This is a genomic window from Gleimia europaea ACS-120-V-Col10b (assembly GCF_000411155.1).
Taxonomy (GTDB): domain Bacteria; phylum Actinomycetota; class Actinomycetes; order Actinomycetales; family Actinomycetaceae; genus Gleimia; species Gleimia europaea_B.
In genome coordinates this window covers 1,005,384-1,022,310 of the sequence record NZ_KE150266.1, presented here as the reverse complement: position 1 = coordinate 1,022,310, position 16,927 = coordinate 1,005,384, and the positions used below count along the sequence as shown (strand labels likewise).

The window sequence follows — 16,927 nt, the reverse complement described above, 5'->3', positions numbered from 1 at the left end:
CCTAGCCGGCTCAGCGTTTCCTATTTTGCGCTCAGGGTTGCGTATCGCATTTTGAGGAAGTCGAGCACTCGCACCGCGCTGCGTTCGGCCTCACCGCGCGTTAAAGTACCCGATTCCAAGCATTCGAATACGGAGTCTTCCCGAGTGGTGCCCTGGTGCACGTCGCCTCCGGGCATCAGCACGTCCACGCCCGCCCGCACGCGGTACGCGGAATCGTACACGCCCGCAAAGTTCGGGTCTGGCGCCATCCTCATCCACCAGTCGGTCATCACCGCACCCCGGTAACCCCACTCGCCAAATAGCACAGTTTCAATCAGGTCATAGTGGTAGTGGCCCCACACCCCATTGATCTTGTTATAGGACGTCATAATGAAATGCGGGCCGGCGTCCTTCACCACCATCTCAAAACCACGCAAATAGATTTCCCGCAACGCGCGTTCGGACAGCCGCGAATCGTTGAAAATGCGGTTAGTTTCTTGGTTATTGACCGCAAAATGCTTCGGGCACGCGCTACGCTCCCGGCTTTGCACGCCCCGCACAATCGCGGCGCCAAAGCTGCCCGTGATCAGTGGGTCTTCCGAATAGTATTCAAAGTTTCGCCCGCACAGCGGATCGCGGTGAATGTTCATGCCCGGGCTCAAAATGATGTCCGAACCCAGCAGAACCATTTCTTCCCCGTGCAGAACCGCCATTTGCTCAGCCAGTTGCGGCTCCCAAGTGGAGGCGAGAGCTGTCCCACACGGAAGCAGCGTCGCAGTCGCATTCAAACGCAGACCGGACGGGCCGTCCGTGGTGATTGCAGGAGGAACGCCCTTAGCGCGCAAAGCCCGCGTCACTCCTCCCAAAGCCCCCGCATTGCCCGGCGCTCCCAGCGGCGAGTTCATAGTCACGTCACCGTAAGTCAGATCAGCGAGGTCGCGGTTAGACAGCGACGCAGCGAAATCAGCGGTTGAAATGTGCCCGGCCAAGACGTCCTCAAAACGCGGATCGCTCGCCGGCTTGCCAGATGACTGAGGCAATCGTTGCGTGATACGAGCGGCCAGATCAACCTCGCTCACCGGAACGGGCGCCAACTTCACAGAATCCGCGCCCGCCTCGCGAACGTAGCGGTCAAACTGAACAACGGGAGCTGCGGCCTGTTCCAGCCGCTCCAAAATCTTGCGGTCGAACTGCGCTGTGCCGATCTCGCGCGCCTGGCGTACATCGTTTCCGAGGAAGAAGGCATAGCTACCCTCCTCTAAAACCCAACAGTGGCTGGTGTCCCGGCCTGCCGCGTCATCGTAAACCGCGAGGTTGCGTAGCGGTGCGGTGATGGTGAACTGCGCACTCTCGCCCGGAGAGAGGTCGGGAGAGCGCCAAAACCCCACGAGTTCGCGCTCGGGCGCTCCGTTCAGCCGGCCGGGTTTGCGTACGTACAGTTGCGCCACTGCGGAGGACTTTGCCGAGCCGACGTTCGTTACCGTCGCGGATACGCTCACGCCCTCATCGCAAATCTGGACGATCTGGTCGGAATACTCATGCGTTGAATACCCCAGGCCAAATCCAAACGGGTACTGCACTTTTTCCTTGGCAAACGTTTCAAAGTAGCGGTAGCCAACGTAAATGTCCTCAACGTAGGTGTTCGCATCCAGGTCGCCAAAATGGCCGTGGCTGGGGTAGTCCTCGTAGCGGTATGCGATCGTGTCGGTTAGACGCCCGCCCGGCTCCATCTCGCCAACCAAGATTTTTGCGATTGCGCGGGCACCTTCTTGCCCGCCCGCCCACGCGAGTAACAGACCGTCAACGTCCAGCTCTTCCGCCCACGCCAAGTCCATGACGTTGCCGGTCACGACGATCACAACAATGCGGGCAAACGCCCTATTCACTCGTTTCAGCAGGCATCGTTCGTCATTAGTGAGGTAGTAGGAGCCCACCTGCAGCAGCGAGTCGCGATCCTCGCCGGCTGCACGCCCGATCACCACCAGGGCCGTGTCGCAGCGCACTGCGGCTCCCGCAATAACCGCATCCGGCATGGGCATTTCAGCAAACGAAAGCGGCCACTTCCCCCACTCCTCGCCCGGATCTACCGGATTTGCCGCGCACCACTGCTCATACATGGTAGCCAGTTCGGTATCGACAGCCACCTCAAGCTCGCGCAGCGAGTCCGTCAGATTCGTAACATAGGGCGGATTCACATCGCCGCCCGAGCCGTAGCCCACCGCAATCCAGTCGCGCGCCACGCGCCCAAAAACCGCCAGCGGCTTGCCCCTCTCCAACGGTAAAACTGCATTGTTGCGCAGTAGTGTGGCGCCTTTCGCAGCCAAGATCCCACTGAGCGCAGCGAGTTTTGGATTCAGGGAGGCGCCCTCGTCAAGAGCCCTAGTGGAGGTTTGCGAGAGGACGCTGTTGGTCATGTCTACCCCATTAATCGAACGAAATCTGTACGCGCGTAAGCAGGAGCTTGCAAAAGCGATTCTTACGGAATGCCCCGCTGTGTTGCCAGGAAAATGCGAGGCGCGAACCCAAAACTGAGTCCGCGCCCCTCAACAGAAACGATCAAGCGTTACCAACGCCCTCACGAATCAACTCAGTGCTCGTGAGGATCTGCCTCCGCATCCGCCTGCGTCTTGTGCACCGTACCCGGCAAGTGATCGGCTGGACCGTAAATCGTGTACAGCTTCAACGGCACATCGCCAATGTTCGTCACGTTGTGCCAAGCACCTGCTGGAACGAAAATTGCGAAGTCGTCTTCAACTTCTTTCACGAAGTTCAAATCATCCTTGGACGGGCCCATCTCGCAGCGGCCCCTGCCCTGCTCAATGCGGAGGAACTGGTCATTATCCTCGTGAACCTCAAGGCCAATATCTCCACCAACCGGAATCTCCATGACAGTCAGCTGAATGTGCTCACCCGTCCACATTGTGGTGCGGAAATTCGTGTTATCAAGAGTTTCCTTCTCAATATCAATCACGTAGGGCTTCTTGCCCTGGTCGTCAAACTGGCCAGCGTACTCGGTCATTGCCTATCCCTTCCTTCAATAAACTCTAATGAGAGACACACCATCCATACTAGTTCCGCTTCGTAAAAGACGCAGAAGATCTAAGCGCTACCACGCGGCCTCGATTTCATGGGAAAATGAACGCATGCTGCTAAGTGACCGCGACATTCGAGCCCACATTGACGCCGGAAAAATTGCCCTTGACCCGTGGGATCCAAACATGGTGCAACCAGCCTCCATCGACGTCAGGCTGGACCGCTACTTCAGGCTGTTCAACAACCACAAGTACCCGGTAATCGACCCGGCCGCAGACCAATCCGACCTAACTAGCCTCGTTGACGTAGGCAACGAGCCCTTCGTGCTCCACCCCGGCGAATTCGTGCTCGGCGCAACCTACGAGCAGGTCACGCTTGCCGATGACATTGCTGCGCGCCTCGAAGGCAAATCGTCACTTGGCCGCCTGGGCCTTCTCACGCACTCCACCGCCGGATTCATCGACCCCGGTTTCACCGGCCACGTCACCCTGGAGCTTTCTAACACCGCAACCATGCCGATCCTGCTCTACCCCGGCATGAAAGTGGGCCAACTTTGCTTCTTCCAACTGTCCTCGAAGGCCGAAGCCCCTTACGGCAAGGGCGCGCGCGGCTCGCGCTACCAAGGTCAGCGCGGCCCCACCGCCTCGCGGTCGCATAAAAACTTTGAACGCGTGAACATTGCGAAAAGCCCTCACATTGAAGGAGACGTGCAGGTTCTATGAGCAAGTCCGAGCGCGTCCCAATCGCTGACCGACTCGCGCAACTGAATGAAACCAACACGGTTCCGCGCGAAACCACGCCAACGTCCGTCCAGTCCATCGCCACGCAAGCGATGCCAGACCTGGCCTCCCAAGTGAACGCTACGCGCGCCCGCGCCCTCACCGTCACGGCGGCCGGCAAACTCAACGCCGTTGAACATCGCGCATCCGTGGACATGCCCGTAATCGAGTTCGAGGACGCCGAGATCCTGGACCCGAATGCCGCAGAGGGCAAACACCTACTGGTCACCGGGGATGACGTGGATCCGCGCGAACTCGAAGCCCTCGCTGTTTCGATTTCCGAGGACGCCGGCTGGCTGTCCCCCGGCCTGCTCCGCATCACCGAAGGTGCCACCTTGTCAGGGCCGTGGCGCATCACCAAGGGAGAACGCGCGCAGTTCAACACACCCGCCCGCATGGCGCAGGCGTGGATCGTTGACGTGCCCGCCACGCGCACCAAACCAGCCCCCGACTTCCTCATGCGCACAGATCCTCTGGCACGCGCCTTCCCAGACGGCATGCCGGCCGGCAAAGAGTTCGAAGTACTATCCGGCCTCATCCGCATTGCTCGGCGCCTTGCCGGAGCTGTGAACGCCGCGCCCTCGCGAATCAACATCGAACCGGATGCGGACAGTGCTGTGGACATGATGGTGTTCGCGCCCCGGTGGGTGGATGAAGAAGACCTCACCGCCCTGCTACGCCCCTACCTGCCCGACATTGTAAACGGGTTGGAAGAATCAAAGCTGCCGCCCATTGACTCAGCCGAGCGTGTGCAAACGCGAGAAGAAATCGCGAAAAAGATCAACATTCCTGAAGACGAGCTGGTGCGCATCGCGGAAATCGCGCAGGAAGCCGACAGGAAAGCTACGGCCGAGGGGTTTGTTGTGCGCGGCTACTCGCTCATCGCGTCAGTGGGAAACACTTCGCGCGTGCACATCACCGTCACGCCCGCCGACTTCACGCCCCCCGTGTTGCGTTTCGAGCAGTGGCCGCAGGGTAGCGCTATCGAATACGGTGTTCGTTGGGTCATGCCCGAGGTTTACCGGGACAAACTCATGCGTCCCAGCCGCGCGCTACGCTTTGAACGCAACCGCGTTAAAGACCAGATCGAGATGATCGCCAGCCTCATCGCGCGATCCACCGCCGGTTACATGCTTGACGAAGACCAATTCTTGATCTCCGACCCAGAATAATAGCGCTTGTGGGCGAAGCTACTTGGTTGCTTCCTCAATCTCTCCCCGGCGCACCGCTTCGAGCATAAGCACGGCAACATCCTTAATCTCGATGCCCTGCTGCGCACCGGAAGGTGTGGGCGTGGAGCCCAGCATTTGCGAGCAGAATGGGCAGGCCGTTGCAATGACCTTCGCACCTGTAGCTCCAGCCTCGTCCACGCGCGCCTGCGAGATGCGCACGCCCCGGGTTTCTTCCAGCCATGCTCTCGCGCCGCCCGCACCGCAACACATTGCACGCTCGCCGGAACGCGGCATTTCCACAACCTCAAGGGCGGGATCAGAGCTGAGCAGCGCGCGCGGCGCCTCGTAAATCTGGTTGTGGCGGCCCAGGAAGCATGGATCATGGTAAGTGATCTTGCGTCCGTCTTCGCCCGGCTTCGGCGGGACGGGCGTGAGGGCGCCTTCACGGACCAGACGATTCAGTAGCTGCGTGTGGTGAACAACTTCAAATGTGCCGCCAAGTTCGGGGTATTCGTTAGCGATGGTGTTGAAGCAGTGCGCGCAAGAGACCACGATTTTCTTCACGTTCGCCTCATTGAGCGTTTCAATAGCCTGCTGCGCTAACATTTGGAACAACAGTTCGTTGCCGGCGCGGCGCGCCGGATCGCCCGTGCATGTTTCCGCGTTGCCGAGAACCGCGAACTTCACACCCGCAACGTGCAGGAGTTCGGCGATCGCCTGCGTGGTCTTCTTCGCCTTATCATCGTAGGCGCCCGCGCAGCCAACCCAGAACACCCAGTCAACTTCGCTGGCGTCCTCCACGTCCTCACCAATGACAGGCACGTCAAACTCCAGGTTTTTGGCCCATTCCAAGCGCTTGCGCGGCGCTTGGTTGTATGGGTTCGCCTTCGTCTCCAACGAGCGGAATGGGCGTGCCAGTTCGCGGGGGAAGGCGGATTCCATCAGCACCTGGTGACGGCGTAGTCCCAGGATCGTGTCTAGGTGTTCAATGTCAACGGGGCACTGGTCAACACACGCGCCGCACATCGTGCAGTCCCACAGCGCCTCCTCGCAAATGACGTCGCCAACCAGCGGACTGGCCTGCATCGAAACGCCGGTTTCGCCCGTATTTCCAGACGCGATTAGGGCTTCTAAAACGTCGGGCGTGTGCGCGGTGTTGGGAGCGTTTGAATCGACGAGGACGTTGCCTTCCTCATCTTCGGTGTACGCCTTGTCTCCGAGGGCTTCCATCTGTTCGACGGCCGCCACGTGGTCGCGTAGGGACAGGGTGAGCAGCTTTGGTGACAGGGGTTTGCCGGTGTTCCACGCGGGGCACAGCTCTTGGCAACGGCCACATTCGGTGCAGGTCATGAAGTCTAGGCGCTGCTTCCACGTTAGGTCCGCGAGCGTGCCGGTGCCCAGAGTGGCGTCGTCATCCAGGTCATCAAGCTGTTCTTCGCTCAGAAGTGGGGCGCCCTCCACGATCAATGGTGAAGCCGCGCCCAGGGTTTTAGAGCCATCGGCGTTGCGGCGCGCGTAGATGTTGACGAGGGCGAGGAAGCGGTGCCATGCCACGCCCATGCTGGTTTGTACGCCAACCACAGTCATCCACGCCATGGAGATCATGACTTTAAGGAAAGACAGTATCGCTATCGAGTTGAGGAGGGCAGCGCTGGACATGCCGGCCAGGGCGTTGCCGAGCCACGCGGTGGTGGGGTAGTGCATGGCGGTGGCGTAGGTAGGGTCTAGGAGTAGTTGGCCGGCCTCGTCGGTCACGCCGGTGATCCCTGCGGCGTAGTCGAGGGAGCGCAGGCCAATGACTGCAAGCACCACGGTCGCTACTACAAACTCAACGAAGTAGGCTTGCCAGCGCGTGGATCCCAAAAATCGTGATGCCAGCGAGGCGGCCTGACCGGTGCGGGTTTCGCCTTCGGCTTCTTTATCTCGGCCAATGCCGGACGTGATGCGCAAGACAATGAGGCCGGTGATGCCAATGAGGCTGGTCCACGCGAACAGTTCGACGATCCACTCCCAGAGGGGGAAGTGGTCGATTGCGCCCAGGGAGTACGAGGACGTGCGGAGTTTTCCCATGCCGGTGATGAGTGTGAGCGCGAGGATGGGGAAGGAAAGCATGACGAACCAGTGGGCGATGCGAACGCCTGGCCGGCCACGAAATTCGCGGTGGCTCAGCACAGTTTTAATTGTCATCCACAGGCGTGGCCCGATCGGGCGAAGCCGGCCGGGTGCGTTCTGACCGGTGGCGACGCGCTGGTACATGACTACGAGGGCGCGAACGAAAGTCAGGATGGCGACGATGGTCGCAAGCACTGCGATCGCAAAAAGGGTTACGCGCAAGGTTGCAGGGGTCATGGCCTACGCTCCTTCACGGGTTTAGGGCCTGTCCGTATTATCGCTTTAATGCGCCGTCGTCTCAAAAATTCGTTAGTCTGATTCTGGCTGATAGCCACGTTGCCCGCTTTCGTTGCGAGTTAGGACAGCTTTGGTCACGATTTTGCTTCTTCACGCTGTGGCGGCTTGTCTTGCCCCGTTTCTGGGGCGCAAGTTGGGGCGAAACTTATTGTTCATAACTGCTTTGGCGCCGTTTAGCGCGGTAGTTTGGGCGCTTTCGTATACGAGGGAGGTGTTCACTTCCCCTCCGGAGTTCGTGTGGAACTGGGTGGGTGAACTCTCTTTGGCGGTCGTGTTTAGGTTGGATCCGCTGTCGTGGCTGATGACGCTGATAGTGAGTGGCGTGGGCACGCTAGTGATGCTGTATGCGACGCGCTATTTCAGTTCTAATGCGGCTAGTTTGGGCCGGTTTGCTGCGATTTTCACGGCTTTCGCGGCAGCGATGCTCGGCCTGGTGACGGCCGATCATTTGCTGATCATTTATTTGTTTTGGGAACTGACTACCGTATTTTCTTACCTGCTGATTGGGCACCATTTTGACCATCGCCCGGCGCGTGCTGCGGCACGCCAATCTATCCAGGTGACGGGTTTTGGTGGCCTCGCGATGTTCGCTGGTTTCGTGATGGTAGCCGAGGCCCCGGGTGGCTCCTACGCGGTTCACGTGCTGGTAGAAAATGCTCGCACCGGGGTGCTTGATGTGGGTTCGGCGCAGGTGATTGTGGCTGCGTTGCTGATTATTTTGGGTGCCAGCACCAAGTCGGCGCTGGTGCCGCATCATTTCTGGCTCCCTGGCGCGATGGCTGCCCCCACTCCTGTGTCTGCATACTTGCACGCGGCGGCGATGGTGAAGGCCGGAGTGTACTTGATTGCGCGTTTGACGCCGGGTTTTACCAACGTGCCGGGCTGGTCGCCGATCATTGTAGCGCTGGGGCTGGCCACTATGCTGCTTGGCTCGTATCGCGCGTTGCGTCAGTTCGATTTGAAGCTAGTGCTGGCGTACGGCACGGTGTCTCAGCTTGGTTTGATGAGCGCGGCGATGGCCTACGGTACGGCCACAACCTACGCGGCTGGCGTGGCGATGCTGGTGGCGCACGCCGTGTTCAAGTCGGCGCTGTTCATGAGTGTCGGTTTGGTAGAGAAGGCCACGGGCACGCGCGATTTGCGGGAGCTGAACTGCCTGTACAAACATCAGCCGGTGCTCGCCACCGCTGCTGCGGTGCTAGCGCTTTCAATGGCTGGCGTGCCGCCTCTGCTTGGTTTTGTGGGTAAAGAGGCTTTCATCACCAGCCTGTTTGAGGGAACGGGCGCGGGTTGGACTGCGAGCATGGCACCCCATTCGGCAGGCGCAAGCCTTGACGTAACCGCCCTCGTAATCTTGGCGCTCGGCTCGGTTCTCACGGTTGCATACTCTTGGCGCTACTGGTGGGGCGCGTTCGGACACAAACGCATCAAGATCGAGATGTCCAACGCGCAACTTCCCACTCTTACTCTCGTTCCGGTGGTCGGTCTGGCGGTGGCTTCATTCACCGCAATCCAGCCGGCATGGCTACAGATTTTGACCGAGTTCATTACCGAGGGGGGAGTAGGCGAGCCCCATATCGCGCTGTGGTCAGGCCCGGTGCCCGCATTGATTACGGCGGCAATTCTGGCCGGTGGCGCCTGGATGGCGTGGCAGCGTCCCCGCATCGCGCGGATTCAGCGGCGTCTGGCTCCAAAACACCTGCATATCAGTGAGATTTACCGGTGGCTCATGCTGGAGCTGGAACACTTCGCCTCGCTCATCACTTCCTTGTTCCACAGGGGTTCTTTACCGTGGGATATCACCACGATTTTCGTGGTGTTCACAGCGGCGGTTGGTTTTGGCCTGGTCGAGGTGGGGCAGGCCGAGCTCAATCTGCGCCTGTGGGATTCTGCTACGCAGGTGGGGATTGTTGCGCTTGCGAGCATAGCTGCATTTGTGGCGGCGAGGTCGCGTTCGCGGATCAACGCGGTTTTGGCGCTGGGCGTGGTGGGCACCGCGATTTCGCTACTCTACATGACGTATGGCGCGCCGGATCTGGCGCTTACACAGATGCTTGTCGAGGTCGTCTCGCTGGTTGTATTTGTGCTGGTGTTGCGATCCTTGCCGCAGAACTTCTCGGTGCGTTCGTTTGCGATTTCACGCTGGGCGCGCATTGGCCTCGCCGGCGTTTTGGGGATTGTGGTCACGGGTGCAACGATAGTGGCGGCCCAAGCCCGCGTGGCAGAGCCCATTTCCAACTTGATTCCGGCGGAAGCCTACTCGTTTGGTGCGGGCAAGAATGTTGTGAACGTGATCCTCGTGGACACGCGTGCGTGGGACACGGTTGGGGAGCTTTCGGTGCTCCTCGTGACCGCTACGGGCGTGGCATCGATGATCTACCTGGTGCGTCGTAGCTCAACGTTGGAGCGCGAGAGGCCAAAGACTGCCAGCTCGTGGCTTCCGGCTATTTCGATGCTTTCGGCGCGCTCACGCTCACTTCTTCTTGAGGTTGGTACGCGGGTCTTGTTCCCCACGATGATGGTCGCCTCCCTGTGGTTGCTGTGGGTGGGCCACAACAATCCGGGCGGCGGTTTTGCCGGCGGCGTCCTCGCAGGCATCGCATTCACGTTGCGTTATATGGCAGGAGGCCGGTTCGAGCTACGTGAAGCTAGCCGCGTGAATCCGGGTGCGCTGCTGGGCTTTGGCCTGTTCACGGCAACGGTTGGAGCGGTGATGCCGCTGGCTTACGGGAACACGGTTTTGGAGTCTACGGAGATTGACCTCAGTTTCGGCGTGCTCGGCAATGTTCATTTCACGTCGGCGCTGATCGTGGACGTGGGCGTGTACCTCCTGGTTGTGGCAGTCGTGTTGGATTTGGTGACGGCTCTTGGTGGCCAGGTGGATAAGGATCGCGCGGAGGCCGAGCAGGCGCAGGTGAAAGACAAGATGCTTGCAGGCTCAATAAGCGACGTGAGGAGGGAGCCAAAGTGAGTACTCCTTCCCTAGTTGTAGTAATTCTCGCGGGCGTGCTTGTAGCGGTGGGCGCCTATTTGGTTATGGAACGCACGCTAACGCGCATCCTCATCGGTTTGGCGCTAATGGGCCACGGGGTGAACGTGCTGTTCCTCGCGGCGAGTGGCCGTTCGGCGCGTCCAGCTTTGCTTGGTGAGGACGTAGACCCAACGATCATGTCGGATCCGCTCCCGCAGGCGATGATGTTAACCGCGATCGTGATTGGCCTGGGTACTACCGCGTTTGGCATGGCACTCGCGTATAGGTCGTGGCGCTTGTCTGGCCATGACGAGGTGGTTGATGACGTTGAGGATCGCCGGCTTGCGCGCAGGTTGGCAAAGGACCGCGTGGATGACTACGGGGTAGATGAGGTTACGGGTGAGGAAGATCCGCATCTCTTCTACGATGCGGAGGCCGTGCAGGAGGATGCCGCGCAGGCATCTGATGACGCCTCGAGCCGAGGGGAGGGCACTCGATGAACTGGATGCTCCCCATTCCCGTGTTGCTGCCGCTACTGTCGGCTGGCTTTGCTCTGGTGTTTGTGCGCCGCCCGAAGTTGCAGCAGCTGATTTCGCTGGTGACTTTGACGGTGGTGTTGGCAGTTGGGATCATGCTGGCGGTTGCCGCAAATTCGGGCTCGGTGGTGCTGGACGTGGGCTCGTGGGCGGCGCCGGTTGGTATCACGCTGGTGGCAGACAGGCTGTCTTCGCTGATGCTCGTGGTTTCGCAGATCGTGACGCTCGCGGTGCTGGTGTATTCGCTGGCCCAAAATCTGGCGGATGAGGATCCGGATGTGCCGGTTGCGATCTACCACCCCACGTATTTGATTTTGATTGCGGGCGTTTCAAACTCGTTCTTGACGGGTGATCTTTTCAACCTGTACGTGGGGTTTGAGATTCTTCTTGCCGCCTCTTTTGTTCTGATCACGATTGGGGGTACGCGGGGGCGTATCCGCGCCGGCACGGTTTACGTGGTGGTTTCACTGGTTTCGTCGGTGCTGTTCTTGATTGGTATTGGCCTGACGTATGCGGCTACGGGCACGGTAAACATGGCCCAGCTTTCCACGCGTTTGCGCGAAATTGATCCCAGCGTGGCGCTCACTATCCAGCTCGTTTTGCTGGTGGCGTTTGGGATTAAGGCAGCGGTGTTCCCCCTGGCCGCTTGGCTCCCGAATTCGTACCCGACGGCTCCGGCGCCAGTAACTGCGGTGTTTGCGGGTTTGCTAACCAAGGTGGGCATTTACGCGCTGATTCGTTTGCAGGTGTTGTTGTTCCCCGGCGAGGGCGTGTCGGTGCTCCTCACGGTTGTGGGCATAGCGACGATGATCGTCGGTATTTTGGGGGCGATCGCGCAGCACGATATGAGGCGTTTGCTGTCGTTTGTTTTGGTGTCTCACATTGGCTTCATGATTTGGGGTCTGGCCGTGGTGAATAAGGTGGGGCTCGCGGCAACGATTTTCTACGCGGCAAACCACATTCTGGTTCAGACCACACTGTTCTTGATTATCGGGCTGATTGAGCGCCACGAGGGAACCACGTCTTTGCGTGCTCTGGGTGGGCTAGCAAAGACTTATCCGGTGCTTGCCATCATGTTCATGATCGCGGGGTTGAATCTCGTAGGCGTGCCTCCCTTCACGGGGTTCATCGGCAAGGTAGGTCTCGCCCAGTCTTCGGTGTTGCAGGGGCACTGGGAGGGCTATGCGCTTCTCGTCGCTGGAATTATCACGTCGTTCCTGACGCTGTACGCGCTTATCAAGGTGTGGAATTTCGCGTTTTGGCAACCGAAGTCGGATACGTACGTGACGGATACGGATCTTGACCAGGTGCACAGCGCCAGGTATCAGAAGGCCACCTTGCGCGCTGCCGAGGCGATTTCGCGGATTGCAGACTCAGATGATCGCATGCAGGTGCATTCGCGCACGAGAAGCGAAATGGAGGGGTCGGGTGTGACGCGCTTGATGTACGCCTCGGCCGCCTCGCTGATCTTGGTGATGGTCGCGATGACTGTGGGTGCAGGCCCGATTTACGCCTACGCGTCCAACGCGGCGCTCGATCAGATGGAGCGTTCCACGTACCTGCACGCGGTGCTCCAAGACGATGGCCGTGGGGCGGGCAAGTCGAAGTCCGCGGCTGCGGATGCGCCAAAGATTTTGCAAGATTACGCGAAGTCGGCGCAGGAGGATCTGATTCGCGACCTTAGCCGCGATGGACGCGTGTTGGAGCCAGAAAAGCGCCAAACCGGCCAGGAACTGTGGAGTTACCAGTGGCATGCGCCGTTTATTTTCGACGAGAAGAACGAGCACATTCAGGGCCACATTTTAGGCATGAAGCTAGCGCGGGATTATTCGGCGGCGTTCCCGAGGACGGGGCTGTCAAATGAGTAGGGTGAGAGCTTTCGCATCGAAGCGAATGTCGCTATTTATGACGTTGTGGCTGTTGGTGTTGTGGACGCTACTGTTTGCTAAGTTTGAGCCTCTAGTGTTACTGAGCGGCCTGCTGGTCGCGCTGTTTATCCAACTGGCGTTCCCGCTACCGCGCTCGGGGTTCTTCGCGCATTTCCGACTTCGTCAGGGTTTGGTTCTTGCCGGCGTGTTCTTGGTGGACATGGTGAAGGCGGCAGTCCACGTTGCGAAGGTGGTTGTGACGGGCCGCGATTATGAGTGCGGGGTTGTGCGAATCGATTTGCGCAGTAGCGCGGATATTACGATGGCGGTTACTGCGGCGATGATCAACTTGGTGCCGGGCACAATCGTAGTTGAGGTGAAGCGCCGCGAGGGCATCATTTACCTGCACGTGTTTGATCTTGAGGCGCAGGGCGATATTGAGGGCGTGCGGGTAGCCTCGCTGGCGCAGGAGGAGCGCGTGTTGAAGGCTCTTGCTTCCGCGCAGACGTTGGAGGACGTGGGGGTGAATCTTTGAGCACTGTAATTAATGTGATTTTATTTGTCGCACTTATGGCGATGATTGCCACCGCGTTTATGACCCTGGTGCGGCTAACTTTGGGGCCGAGCATCATGGATCGGGCGGTTGCGTCGGATGTGCTCGCGGTTGCGTCTGCGGGAATCACGCTGGTGCTTGCGGTGCGAACGGATCGCACGGATGTGCTGGTGCTCGCCATCATGTTCGCAATGGTGGGGTTCATGTATTCGGTGACGCTGGGGCGTTTTTCGGAGCGCCCGCGTGAAACCACGGATGCTGCTACAACACCGGAGCAGTTGCGCGCGCAGGAGGTGCGTTTGATGCGGGAGGCGCAAAGCGAGCTACACGCGGAAGAGCGTGAAGCAATCTTGGCGGCTCGTGAAGCGCAGGCGGCGGCGCAGACTGCGAAGAGGGTCGCGGATGCGGGGGAGAGGGCAAAGAACGCGTCAAAGATGACGGGTGGAAAGCATGACTAACTTCGAGGCCGTGTGGGACCTGCTGGGCGCGTTGTTGCTGCTTGGGGGCGCTTCGTTCATGCTGATTAGTGGCGTGGGGTTGCTGCGTTTGCGCGACACGTATTCGCGCATGCACGCTTCGGCTAAAACCCAGTGGTTGGGCGTGTTCTTGATGGCAACGGGCGCGGCCGTATCGATGCGTTCGTGGCAGTGGGTTGCGGCGGCGCTGCTAATAGTCGCGTTGCAGACGGTGTCCTCCCCGATTGGTTCGCAGCTGATGGCTCGCGCAACGTACCGCAATCAAGAGTTCGAGGCCACTGACCTGGTGGTTGATGAGCTGTCGCTTGATAACGAGCAGGCGGAGGCAATCACGATTAAGCACCCGCAGGCACGCGATGGTTTTGCAAGGCCAAAGGATTATCCTGATTTAGATTCGTCCACCAGTGAGGTCGGTTGAGTCCATTTTTTGAAGCGCCCCGCAACGGCGTTTGTGAATGTGTAATGATGAGGGCGTGCGTGAAGATGAACTGCCAGGTGCAGACTTTTCTGATTCGGATAAACCTAAAGATGAATGTGGCGTTTTTGGGGTGTGGGCGCCTGGCGAGGAAGTGTCTCGTTTAACGTATTTCGGTTTGTACGCCCTCCAGCATCGCGGCCAGCAGTCGGCGGGTATTGCCGCATCTGACGGCAAGAGCATCATGGTTTACAAGGACATGGGGCTCGTTTCGCAGGTGTTTAATGATGAGGCTCTTTCAACACTTGAGGGCCATCTTGCTATCGGACACGTGCGTTATGCGACGAAGGCGGCGGCTCAGTGGAAGCATTCGCAGCCGATGCTTGGGCCTACCGCTACGGGCTCGATCGCGCTGGCTAATAACGGAAACGTGACCAATGCGGCTCAGTTGCGCGATTTGGCGAATAAGGTTTCGCACCGACCCATTGATGATGACGCGACGGGCACGCAGATCATTACGGCACTGTTGGGCGGTTACGGCACCGAGAAGGGCTGCGAGCAGCATTTGGGCGAGGGGGTGCAAACTGAGCGCGGGTCGCTGATCGAGGCGGCGAAGAACGTGTTGCCGCGTCTCCAGGGTGGCTTCTCGATGGTGTTCATGGATGAACGCACGTTGTATGGTGCGCGCGATCCGCACGGTTTGCGCCCCCTGGTGCTGGGCCGTTTGGACACGGGTTGGGTACTCGCGTCGGAGACTGCGGCGCTGGACATTGTGGGGGCCTCGTTTATTCGCGAGGTGGAGCCGGGCGAGCTGATTGCGATTGATTCGGACGGCATGCGTTCGTTTACGTTTGGCAAGGCCACTCCGCACGGGTGCGTGTTTGAGTACGTGTATATCGCGCGGCCAGATACGCGGATCGCCGGCAGGTCGATTAGTTTGGCGCGCCAAGAGATGGGCGCGGCGCTCGCTCGGGAACATCCTGTTGACGCCGATTACGTGATTGCAACGCCAGAGTCGGGTACGCCTGCGGCGATTGGTTACGCGCAGGAGTCCGGTATCCCATACGCGCAGGGTTTTGTGAAGAACAGTTACGTGGGTCGTACGTTTATCCAACCCACGCAGAGTTTGCGCCAGCGCGGTATCCGGCTCAAGTTGAATCCACTGCGGGACATTGTGCAGGGAAAGCGCCTTGTGGTGGTGGACGATTCGATTGTGCGGGGCAACACGCAACGACAGATTGTGAGGATGCTTCGCGAGGCCGGTGCTAGTGAGATCCACGTGCGCATTTCCTCGCCTCCGGTGGGGTGGCCGTGTTTCTTTGGGATTGATTTCCCAACGAGGGCGGAGCTGATTTCCTCGGTGATGGACGTGGACGCGATTTGTGAGTGGATTGGCGCGGATTCCTTGGGATATTTGTCGCTGGAAGACATGGTTGCGGCGTCTGGCCAACCGGCGGATAACTTGTGTTTGGCTTGTTTCAATGGGCAGTATCCGGTGCCGGTTCCGCCGGGAACTCCGATTCCAGGTACGCCTGGCGTGACTAAGTGAGGTTGCTTGATGGTTGATTATGCTGCTGCGGGCGTTGATATTGAGGCGGGTGACCGCGCGGTTGAGCTAATGAAGGCCGCGGTTGCGAAGTCGCATAATGCCACGGTGTTTGGTGATTCGGGTGGTTTTGCCGGGATGATCGACGCATCCGCGTTGAAGGATATGAAGCGGCCCCTGCTCGCTTCGTCTACGGACGGCGTGGGCACAAAAATCGCGATCGCGCAAGAAATGGGGATCCATGACACGATTGGTCAAGATCTCGTGGCGATGGTTGTGGACGATCTGGTTGTGATGGGTGCAAGGCCGTTGTTAATGACGGATTACATTGCAACGGGCCGGGTGGATCCGCAGAAGATTGCGGATATTGTGCGCGGTGTGGCACAGGCATGTGCGCAGGTGGATTGCCCGCTGATTGGCGGTGAGACTGCGGAGCATCCGGGTTTGATGGATCCTCAGGATTACGACATTGCGGGCGCCGCAACGGGCGTGGTTGATGCCGATGAGATGCTTGGCGCTCACCGCGTGACGGTGGGCGATGTCTTGATTGGTATTGCTTCTTCAGGTTTGCACTCAAACGGATATTCACTGGTTCGCAAGATTGTGGCCGATTCTACTTGGAAGCTTGATCGGGATGTGCCAGAGTTTGGCCGCACGCTCGGGGAGGAACTCTTAGAGCCCACGCGCTTGTACACGAAGCAGATGTTAGCGATGATCGAGTCGCTTCCTCGCGGCGCGGTAAAGGCTTTGTCCCACATTACGGGCGGCGGTTTGGGCGCGAACATCTCCCGCGTTATCCCCACTGGTTTTATTGCGCGAGTGGATCGTTCATCTTGGGCCGTGCCGCCCGTATTTTCCACGCTTTCTAAACTAGGCGAAGTCAGTTGGGACGCGATGGAGCAGACATTCAACTTGGGCGTTGGCATGGTCGCGATTGTGGATGAGGCCGCAGCTGATGAGGCTCTTGGTTATTTGATGGCCATTGGCTGCGAACCGTGGGTGCTTGGTGAGGTGGAGCTGACTTCTTCTTCACTACAGGTCGCGGATTCGGATCGCTTGGTGCAGGGTGCTAAGGGCGTGCAGGCCGGAGCAGCTTTGCTCACGGGTAGTTACCGTCTCTAGCAGGTCATACGGCTGTAGTTCCGCGTTTGGGCGGGACAAAGAATGACGAATCGGGAGGGCCGACAGCC

The 16,927-nt window shown here is 59.2% G+C and carries 13 protein-coding genes; 10 read left to right on the top strand and 3 right to left on the bottom strand.

Annotated elements, in window-relative coordinates; translation table 11 throughout:
• Positions 1–20: 20 nt before the first annotated feature.
• Together HMPREF9238_RS04680 and HMPREF9238_RS04675 are read right to left on the bottom strand one after the other, a co-directional pair.
• Complete coding sequence (locus HMPREF9238_RS04680) at positions 21–2,393, bottom strand: glycoside hydrolase family 3 protein (protein WP_016444296.1); 2,373 nt, start codon at positions 2,391–2,393, stop codon at positions 21–23.
• A 173-nt stretch (positions 2,394–2,566) separates the two neighbouring features.
• On the bottom strand, positions 2,567–2,998 hold the full coding sequence (locus HMPREF9238_RS04675; RefSeq protein WP_016444295.1) for a cupin domain-containing protein: 432 nt from the start codon (positions 2,996–2,998) through the stop codon (positions 2,567–2,569).
• A gap of 124 nt (positions 2,999–3,122) precedes the next feature.
• On the opposite strand from HMPREF9238_RS04675, the gene dcd reads away from it, so the two are divergent.
• Both dcd and HMPREF9238_RS04665 read left to right on the top strand, forming a co-directional pair.
• A complete protein-coding gene (gene dcd, locus HMPREF9238_RS04670; RefSeq protein WP_016444294.1) occupies positions 3,123–3,734 on the top strand; it encodes a dCTP deaminase in 612 nt (203 codons plus the stop codon).
• On the top strand, positions 3,731–4,963 hold the full coding sequence (locus HMPREF9238_RS04665; protein WP_016444293.1) for a hypothetical protein: 1,233 nt from the start codon (positions 3,731–3,733) through the stop codon (positions 4,961–4,963). Before dcd ends, HMPREF9238_RS04665 begins: the two co-directional genes overlap by 4 nt.
• A gap of 18 nt (positions 4,964–4,981) precedes the next feature.
• Here HMPREF9238_RS04665 and HMPREF9238_RS04660 read toward each other — a convergent pair whose 3' ends face one another.
• Positions 4,982–7,312 (bottom strand): (Fe-S)-binding protein, encoded by a 2,331-nt coding sequence (locus HMPREF9238_RS04660; RefSeq protein WP_016444292.1) that lies wholly within the window; start codon positions 7,310–7,312, stop codon positions 4,982–4,984.
• Positions 7,313–7,424: 112 nt separating this feature from the next.
• On the opposite strand from HMPREF9238_RS04660, the gene HMPREF9238_RS04655 reads away from it, so the two are divergent.
• From HMPREF9238_RS04655 to purM, 8 genes are read left to right on the top strand one after another with little or no spacing between them, the layout of a single operon-like run.
• Positions 7,425–10,343: a Na+/H+ antiporter subunit A gene (locus HMPREF9238_RS04655; RefSeq protein ID WP_156824387.1), complete on the top strand. Its 2,919-nt coding sequence runs from the start codon at positions 7,425–7,427 to the stop codon at positions 10,341–10,343.
• Entirely contained in the window at positions 10,340–10,843 is a 504-nt protein-coding gene (locus HMPREF9238_RS04650) for a Na(+)/H(+) antiporter subunit C (protein WP_016444290.1), read from the top strand. Before HMPREF9238_RS04655 ends, HMPREF9238_RS04650 begins: the two co-directional genes overlap by 4 nt.
• Positions 10,840–12,747: a Na+/H+ antiporter subunit D gene (locus HMPREF9238_RS04645; protein ID WP_016444289.1), complete on the top strand. Its 1,908-nt coding sequence runs from the start codon at positions 10,840–10,842 to the stop codon at positions 12,745–12,747. Before HMPREF9238_RS04650 ends, HMPREF9238_RS04645 begins: the two co-directional genes overlap by 4 nt.
• Positions 12,740–13,282, top strand: coding sequence for a Na+/H+ antiporter subunit E (locus HMPREF9238_RS04640; RefSeq protein WP_016444288.1), 543 nt, complete (start codon positions 12,740–12,742; stop codon positions 13,280–13,282). The genes HMPREF9238_RS04645 and HMPREF9238_RS04640 overlap by 8 nt, the downstream gene beginning before the upstream one ends.
• Complete coding sequence (locus HMPREF9238_RS08605) at positions 13,279–13,758, top strand: MrpF/PhaF family protein (protein ID WP_016444287.1); 480 nt, start codon at positions 13,279–13,281, stop codon at positions 13,756–13,758. Before HMPREF9238_RS04640 ends, HMPREF9238_RS08605 begins: the two co-directional genes overlap by 4 nt.
• Positions 13,751–14,194, top strand: coding sequence for a monovalent cation/H(+) antiporter subunit G (gene mnhG / locus HMPREF9238_RS04630; protein WP_016444286.1), 444 nt, complete (start codon positions 13,751–13,753; stop codon positions 14,192–14,194). The genes HMPREF9238_RS08605 and mnhG overlap by 8 nt, the downstream gene beginning before the upstream one ends.
• Positions 14,195–14,231: 37 nt before the next feature.
• On the top strand, positions 14,232–15,740 hold the full coding sequence (purF, locus tag HMPREF9238_RS04625; RefSeq protein ID WP_016444285.1) for an amidophosphoribosyltransferase: 1,509 nt from the start codon (positions 14,232–14,234) through the stop codon (positions 15,738–15,740).
• Between the two features lie 9 nt (positions 15,741–15,749).
• The gene (gene purM / locus HMPREF9238_RS04620) at positions 15,750–16,859 is read left to right on the top strand and encodes a phosphoribosylformylglycinamidine cyclo-ligase (protein WP_016444284.1); all 1,110 of its coding nucleotides are present in this window, start codon (positions 15,750–15,752) and stop codon (positions 16,857–16,859) included.
• Positions 16,860–16,927 lie beyond the last annotated feature (68 nt).

Bases quoted from the DNA above. Each gene is read 5' to 3' on its own strand.
- HMPREF9238_RS04680 (WP_016444296.1), bottom strand. From the start codon at position 2,393: ATGACCAACAGCGTCCTCTCGCAAACCTCCACTAGGGCTCTTGACGAG.
- HMPREF9238_RS04675 (WP_016444295.1), bottom strand. From the start codon at position 2,998: ATGACCGAGTACGCTGGCCAGTTTGACGACCAGGGCAAGAAGCCCTAC.
- dcd (WP_016444294.1), top strand. From the start codon at position 3,123: ATGCTGCTAAGTGACCGCGACATTCGAGCCCACATTGACGCCGGAAAA.
- HMPREF9238_RS04665 (WP_016444293.1), top strand. From the start codon at position 3,731: ATGAGCAAGTCCGAGCGCGTCCCAATCGCTGACCGACTCGCGCAACTG.
- HMPREF9238_RS04660 (WP_016444292.1), bottom strand. From the start codon at position 7,312: ATGACCCCTGCAACCTTGCGCGTAACCCTTTTTGCGATCGCAGTGCTT.
- HMPREF9238_RS04645 (WP_016444289.1), top strand. From the start codon at position 10,840: ATGAACTGGATGCTCCCCATTCCCGTGTTGCTGCCGCTACTGTCGGCT.
- HMPREF9238_RS04640 (WP_016444288.1), top strand. From the start codon at position 12,740: ATGAGTAGGGTGAGAGCTTTCGCATCGAAGCGAATGTCGCTATTTATG.
- mnhG (WP_016444286.1), top strand. From the start codon at position 13,751: ATGACTAACTTCGAGGCCGTGTGGGACCTGCTGGGCGCGTTGTTGCTG.
- purF (WP_016444285.1), top strand. From the start codon at position 14,232: ATGTGTAATGATGAGGGCGTGCGTGAAGATGAACTGCCAGGTGCAGAC.
- purM (WP_016444284.1), top strand. From the start codon at position 15,750: ATGGTTGATTATGCTGCTGCGGGCGTTGATATTGAGGCGGGTGACCGC.